This is a genomic window from Variovorax sp. P4_D9 (assembly GCF_056401695.1).
Map to the genome: position 1 here is coordinate 1 of NZ_JBFUIU010000534.1, position 6,267 is coordinate 6,267.

A 6,267-nucleotide genomic window follows, 5' to 3' on the forward strand; every position below is an offset into this window, starting at 1 on the left:
GCGCCAGCACCTGCCGCTGCAGCGCTTCGCGGTCCGTGCTGCTGGCGCTGACGACGAATGCCAGCAGCCCGCGCGGACCGCCGAGCCGGCCGCGGTCGAACACGAACTGCGCCGGCGCGTCCGGCCGGCTGCGCAGCGCGAGCACCGGGGCCGGCAGCGCGGCGTCGCCGTGGAGGTAGACGGTCGCGATGGCTTCGTGGCGCAAGGCGTCGGCCATGGCGGCCCAGCTTGGCGCTTCGCGTGCGGCCAGGCGCGCCGCCTCCCACGGCGGGCAGGCCAGTACTACGCGATCGAAAGGCTCCTCGTCGACCCGCCAACCGGCGCGGTCGCGTGCCAGCGTGCGCACCCGTCGACCGGCTTCGGTCCGGGCCCCTTGCTGGCGGAGCCAGCGCGCGGCGGCGTCGGGGAACAGCGCGCCGAGGTCGACGCGCGGCAGCAGCAGCTGCGATCCGCCCGCGATCTTGAACAGGGCGTCGTCGAGCACCCGCAGGAACACCCGGCCGCTGGCTTCGGTTGTCGGCGTGTTGAGCGCCGACAGGCACAGCGGTTCGATGAGTTCGGCCTGCACGCGCGGCGTCAGCGTGGCGCAGAGGCCGGCAACCGTTTCCGATTCGGCGCAGCTGAAGCCTTGCCGCCGCCAGCGCGTGGAGGCCGCGAGCAGCGACCGCTTGTCCTGCCACGACCAGCCGCGTGCGCCCAGCACGCCGGCCAGGACGTCGAGGGGCGCCAGGCTGCGCGTCGCGCGGTCGAGCCAGCGCGGCCATTGCGGCAGCGACAGCCCGCCGCCGTCGGGAAAGCGCAGCGCCAGCGGAATGCGCTGCAGGGCGGCGTCGGCGTCGACCCCGACGCGCGCCATCAAGGCCAGCGTTTCGGTATAGGCCCCGATCAGGATGTGCTGGCCGTTGTCGAGCAGCACCGGCGTGCCGTCGGGCAGCGTTGCGGGCAGCGCCCGCGCCCGTCCTCCCCACTGGCGGGCGGCCTCGAAGACCGTGACCGAATGCCCGGCCCGCGTCGCTTCGACCGCGCAGCTCATGCCGGCCCAGCCGCCACCGACCACTGCGACCGTGATCAACTCAGAGCTTTCCCAGGGCCTGGACGCGCCACGCGAGCCAGAGCTTGCGCACCGGTGTCAGGCTGACGCGCTGGTCGAGCACCTGGAAATTGTCGCGCGCGATCTCCTCGAGCAGCGTGCGGTAGATGCTGGCCATCATCAGGCCGGGCTTCTGGGTCCGTCGGTCGGCTGAGGGCAGCAGGGCCAGCGCCTCGTCGTAGGCGGCCCGCGCCCGCTCGGCCTGGAACTTCATCAGGGCGACGAAGCGCGACGAGTGAACGCAGTTCAAGATCTCGTGGGCCTTGACGTCGAATTGCTGCAACTCGTTGACCGGCAGGTAGATGCGCCCGCGCCGGGCGTCCTCGCCGACGTCGCGCAGGATGTTGGTCAGCTGCAGCGCCAGGCCCAGCTTGTGGGCGTACTCGGTGGTTTGCGGATCGGTCTGGCCGAAGATGCGCGCCGCGCCTTCGCCCACCACGCCGGCCACCAGGTGGCAGTAGCGGCGCAAGGCCGGGAAGTCGAGGTAGCGGGTCTGGTCGAGGTCCATCTGGCAGCCCTCGATGACCTGCTGCAGGAGTCGCTCCTCGATGCCGTAGGCGGCCGCGTGGGGCATCAGCGCTTGCATCACCGGATGGTGCGGCTGGCCGGCGAAGGACTGGGCCACCTCGCTGCGCCACCAGGCCAGCTTGGTCGCGGCGACGCCGGGGTCGCTGACTTCGTCGACCACGTCGTCGATCTCGCGGCAGAAGGCATAGAAAGCCGTGATGGCGGCACGGCGCGGCTTCGGGAGAAACAGGAAGGCGTAATAAAAACTGCTGCCCGACGCAGCGGCCTTGTCCTGGACGTACTGCTCGGGGGTCATCGTGCGGGCCTCTTCATGCGGCTGATTGTCTCCGCATCCGCAGGGCCCGCCAGGCGAGCAGCGGCGCATCGCCGCGGCCGAGGGTCGGGCGGCGCGAAAAGCTGTCGCAGCCCTGGGCCTCGATCTTGTCGAGGATGCGGCTGCCGCCCTGGACCACGAAGCGCAGTTCCCAGCCGGCGCGGCCGGGCAGGCGGTGCACGAGCGGAGCGCCTTCCTGCATCAGCGCGCGAGCCCATGCGACTTCGCTCGCCACCAGCGCGATCGCGGCGGACGGCGGCGCCGTGGTCGCCAGCGGCGCGAAGCGCTCGAAGTCGCCGTCCGCGAGCCCGTGGGCGCGGCAGTCTTCGCGAGGCAGGTAGCGCCGCCCGCGCGGCAGGTCGACACTCAGGTCCTGCCAGAAGTTGATCAGCTGCAGCGCGCTGCAGATGGCGTCGCTCTGCGCCAGCGAGCGGACATCGGTGACTCCGTACAGGTGCAGCAGCAGCCGCCCGATCGGATTGGCGGAACGGCGGCAGTAGTCAAGCAGTTCGGCGCGGTCGGCATAGCCGGCGCGGTCGCGGGTCTTCTCGATGTCCTGCACGAAGGCCGACAGCAGGTCGGCCAGCAGGCTCTCGGGCAGCGCGAAGCCGCGCATCGCGACGGCCAGCGGACCGAACACCCCGGGCCAGCGCGGCGAGGGAACGGCGCCGCGCGCGATGGCCGCGAGATCGGCGCGGAAAGCCCGCAGGGCCTCGAGCCGCTTGGGCGGAGCGGCATCGCCCTCGTCGGCGATGTCGTCCGCAGTGCGCGCGAAGGCATAGATGGCGGCGATGGGCGGCCGCAGCCGGGGAAGGCAGAGCCAGGAGGCGACGGGGAAGTTCTCGTAGTGCGTCGRCGCGGCTGCGAGCAGGGGAGGGGATGAAGATGACACGCCGCCGATTGTCCTGCACGCTACGATGGCAGCGCCGAAGGGCATCGACCATGCACACAACGAAGCAGAACATCAATCCCTCCGCGTCTTCAGCGCCCCGGCCGTTCCTGCCGTTCGTGATGGTCGCGGCGCTCGGCGTGGTCTTCGGCGACATCGGCACCTCGCCGCTCTATGCCTTCAAGGAGACCCTGAACCCGGAGCACGGCGTGCCGTTCACGCCCGAAGCGGTGCTCGGGCTGCTGTCGCTGATCTTCTGGGGCCTGATGTTCGTCGTGACGCTGAAGTACGTGGTGTTCGTGCTGCGCGCCGATCATGACGGCGAAGGGGGCATCCTCGCCTTGCAGGCGCTGGCCGGCAATGCGGTGGCCGGCCCGCCGCCGGCGCGGCCCTGGCTCGTGCAGGCCATCGGCCTGCTGGGGCTGGTGGGTGCGGCCACCTTCTATGGCGACAGCCTGATCACGCCCGCGATCTCGGTCCTGTCGGCCGTCGAGGGCCTGGAGGTCGAGGCGCCGGGCTTGCAGCCCTTCGTGATTCCGATCACCGTTGCGATCCTGGCCGCCTTCTTCGCCGTGCAGCGCAAGGGGACCGGGGCGGTCGGCACGATCTTCGGGCCGGTGATGCTGCTGTGGTTCCTGCTGATCGCGCTGGCGGGGCTGTGGCAGGTGCTGCAGCAGCCGCAGGTGCTGGCGGCGCTCGACCCGAGCCGCGCGGCCGGCTTCGTGGTGCAGCACCGCGCCCAGTCGCTGGCGGTGCTGGGCGCCGTGTTCCTGGCCTTCACGGGGGGCGAGGCGCTCTACGCCGACATGGGGCATTTCGGCGCTCGGCCGATCCGGCTGGCCTGGCTCTTCATCGCCTTGCCCGCGCTGGTTCTGAACTATTTCGGCCAGGGGGCGCTGGTGCTCGCGAACCCGGCCGCCATCGACAATCCGTTCTTTCGTCTTCTGCCTTCCTGGGCCGTGTTGCCGATGGTGGTGCTGGCCGCCATGGCGACGGTGATCGCCTCGCAGGCGGTGATCTCGGGCGCCTTCTCGATCACGGCGCAGGCCATGCGCATGGGCTACCTGCCGCGCATGCGAATCGTCCAGACCTCCGGCGAGACCATCGGCCAGATCTACGTCCCGACCGTCAACTGGCTGTTGATGGTCGGCGTGCTGCTGCTGGTGCTCGGCTTTCGCAGCTCGAGCGCCTTGTCGGCGGCCTACGGGATCGCGGTCTCGATCACCATGGTCACTACCACGCTGCTGACCGGCGTGGTCGCCTGGCGCCTGTGGCGCTGGAACCGGGTCGCCGTGCTCGTCGGCGTGCTGCTCTTCGCGGCGGTCGACCTCACCTTCGTGTTCGCCAACAGCCTGAAGGTCGCGCAGGGCGGCTGGCTCACGTTGGTGGTGGCGGTGGGCGTGATGCTGGTGTTCACGACCTGGGGCAAGGGCCGGCGGCTCGGGCTGGCGGCGGCGGAGGCCCAGCGGCTGCCGCTGCAGCCTTTCGTCCGCTCGCTCGAGGCCCACATGCCGCACCGGGTCCGCGGGACGGCGGTGTTCCTCAATGCCGATGCCGACTCGGTGCCGCATGCGCTGCTGCACAACCTCAAGCACAACCAGGTGCTGCACGAAAAGGTGATCGTGCTCAGGGTGCTGCCCTGCAACACGCCGCGGGTCGATGCCCGCGACCGGATCGAGGCCGAGGCGCTCGGCAGCGGCGTCTGGGTGGTCACCGCGCGCCACGGCTACATGGAGCGGCCCGACGTGCCGGAGTTCATCCGCATCCTCGCCTACCAGAAGACCCTGGCCTGCGAGTCGATGACCACCTCCTACTTCGTGTCGCGCGCCACCGTCGTCCACGAGCAACTGCCGGGCATGAACCCGCTGCGCCGGGCGCTGTTCAGCTGGCTGCAGCGCAACGCGGGCCGGGCCTCTGACTATTTCGAGCTGCCGGACAACCGGCTGGTGGAAATGGGGCAGCGGGGGTAGGTGGCCCCCACGCTCCCCCACTTCGTGTGGGTCGCTGCCCCCGAGGGGGCGGCAGGCCGCCTTGGGGCGGCCCGGCGTCGGCCTGAGCCCCCACGCTCCCCCCGTTTTGTGCGGGTCTCCGCTCGCGCTCGGGGAACTTTTCGTTTGACACCGATTCGCGTTTACCCTAGATTACTAACCGGCTGGTCATTAATGACCCCGTTTTCCTTCAAGGGTGCTCCATGACCGCGTCGTCCTTAATTTCCTTTCCTGGTCACGCCGGGCTCTTGCTGGCGGCGTTGCTGCTGGCCGGCTGCTCGCGGCCGCCGGCGGCCGAGGAGCCGTTGCGGGCGGTCAAGGTGGTCCAGGTCGGCGCCAGCACCTATGGCACAGAACCCGAGTTCTCGGCCGAGGTGAAGGCCCGGGTCGAGTCGCGGCTCGGCTTTCGCGTGGCCGGCAAGATCGCGCGCCGCCAGGCTGAACTCGGCCAACACGTGCAGGCCGGCCAGGTGCTGGCCCAGCTCGATCCGCAGGACTTCCGCCTCGCCGCCGAAGGGGCGCGGGCGCAGCATGCGGCGGCGCTGACCAACCGCGACCTGGCCCTGGCGGACCTCAAGCGCTACCGCGAACTGCGGCAGCAGAACTTCATCAGTGGCGCCGACCTCGAGCGCCGCGAAAGCACCTACAAGGCCGCCCAGGCGCAGCTCGAGCAGGCGCAGGCGCAACTTTCCGCGCAGGGCAACCAGACCAGCTACACCACGCTGGTGGCCGACGTTCCGGGCATCGTGACCGCGATCGAGGCCGAGCCGGGGCAGGTGGTCGCGGCCGGCGCGCCGGTCGTGCGCATCGCCCAGGACGGCGCCCGCGACGTAGTCTTCGCGGTGCCCGAGGACCGCGCGGCGCTGATCAAGCCGGGCTCGGCCGTGACGGTGCGCGGCTGGGCCGCCAACGGCGAATTCGAAGGCAAGGTGCGCGAGGTCGCAGCCAGCGCCGACGCCGTGACCCGCACCTACTCGGTGAAGGTGGCGATCGACGCCGCCACCTCGCCGGCGCTGGGCGCCACGGTGTACGCGCGGCCCAGGGCGCTGTCGCAAAGCGGCGCGCAGGTGCTCAAGCTGCCGACCAGCGCCCTGCGCCAGGAAGGCGCCGGGACCGCGGTCTGGGTGGTCGACCCGGCCAGCATGACGGTGCGTTCGCAGCCGGTCCAGGTCGCCACGGCCGATGGCAACGATGCCGTCATCGCCTCGGGCGTGGCGCCGGGGATGCTGGTGGTGGCGGCCGGCGTGCACGTGCTGTCGCCCGGACAGAAGGTATCGATCTACCGCGACAAGACCGCGGCCGCTGCGGCGGCGGCCGCGCAGCCGGCCGCGGTGGCGCCGGTGGTCACGCGCTGAGGACGCCGCGATGAGCGCGCAGCAGAACGCCGACTCCGGCAAGGCCGGCTTCAACCTTTCCAAATGGGCCCTCGAACACGCGGCCCTGACGCGCTACCTGATGC

The 6,267-nt window shown here is 71.0% G+C and carries 5 protein-coding genes; 2 read left to right on the forward strand and 3 right to left on the reverse strand.

Annotation, left to right across the window (positions count from 1 at the left end):
* From AC1DY5_RS37890 to hpnC, 3 genes are all read right to left on the reverse strand, one after another.
* Positions 1-1,069, reverse strand: a 1,069-nt coding sequence (locus AC1DY5_RS37890) for a hydroxysqualene dehydroxylase (protein ID WP_478119610.1), incomplete at its 3' end; no start/stop codon positions are given.
* Positions 1,070-1,073: 4 nt separating this feature from the next.
* Positions 1,074-1,913 (reverse strand): presqualene diphosphate synthase HpnD, encoded by an 840-nt coding sequence (gene hpnD, locus AC1DY5_RS37895; protein ID WP_478119611.1) that lies wholly within the window; start codon positions 1,911-1,913, stop codon positions 1,074-1,076.
* A gap of 13 nt (positions 1,914-1,926) precedes the next feature.
* Positions 1,927-2,823, reverse strand: coding sequence for a squalene synthase HpnC (gene hpnC, locus AC1DY5_RS37900; protein ID WP_478119612.1), 897 nt, complete (start codon positions 2,821-2,823; stop codon positions 1,927-1,929).
* Between the two features lie 50 nt (positions 2,824-2,873).
* Here hpnC and AC1DY5_RS37905 point away from each other — a divergent pair, with 50 nt between their 5' ends.
* Positions 2,874-4,790 carry a potassium transporter Kup gene (locus AC1DY5_RS37905; protein ID WP_478119613.1) on the forward strand — a complete coding sequence of 639 codons (1,917 nt, stop codon included), beginning with the start codon at positions 2,874-2,876 and terminating at the stop codon, positions 4,788-4,790.
* Between the two features lie 221 nt (positions 4,791-5,011).
* Positions 5,012-6,163 carry an efflux RND transporter periplasmic adaptor subunit gene (locus AC1DY5_RS37910; protein WP_478119614.1) on the forward strand — a complete coding sequence of 384 codons (1,152 nt, stop codon included), beginning with the start codon at positions 5,012-5,014 and terminating at the stop codon, positions 6,161-6,163.
* Positions 6,164-6,267: the final 104 nt, after the last annotated feature.

Bases quoted from the DNA above. Each gene is read 5' to 3' on its own strand.
- hpnD (WP_478119611.1), bottom strand. From the start codon at position 1,913: ATGACCCCCGAGCAGTACGTCCAGGACAAGGCCGCTGCGTCGGGCAGC.
- AC1DY5_RS37905 (WP_478119613.1), top strand. From the start codon at position 2,874: ATGCACACAACGAAGCAGAACATCAATCCCTCCGCGTCTTCAGCGCCC.
- AC1DY5_RS37910 (WP_478119614.1), top strand. From the start codon at position 5,012: ATGACCGCGTCGTCCTTAATTTCCTTTCCTGGTCACGCCGGGCTCTTG.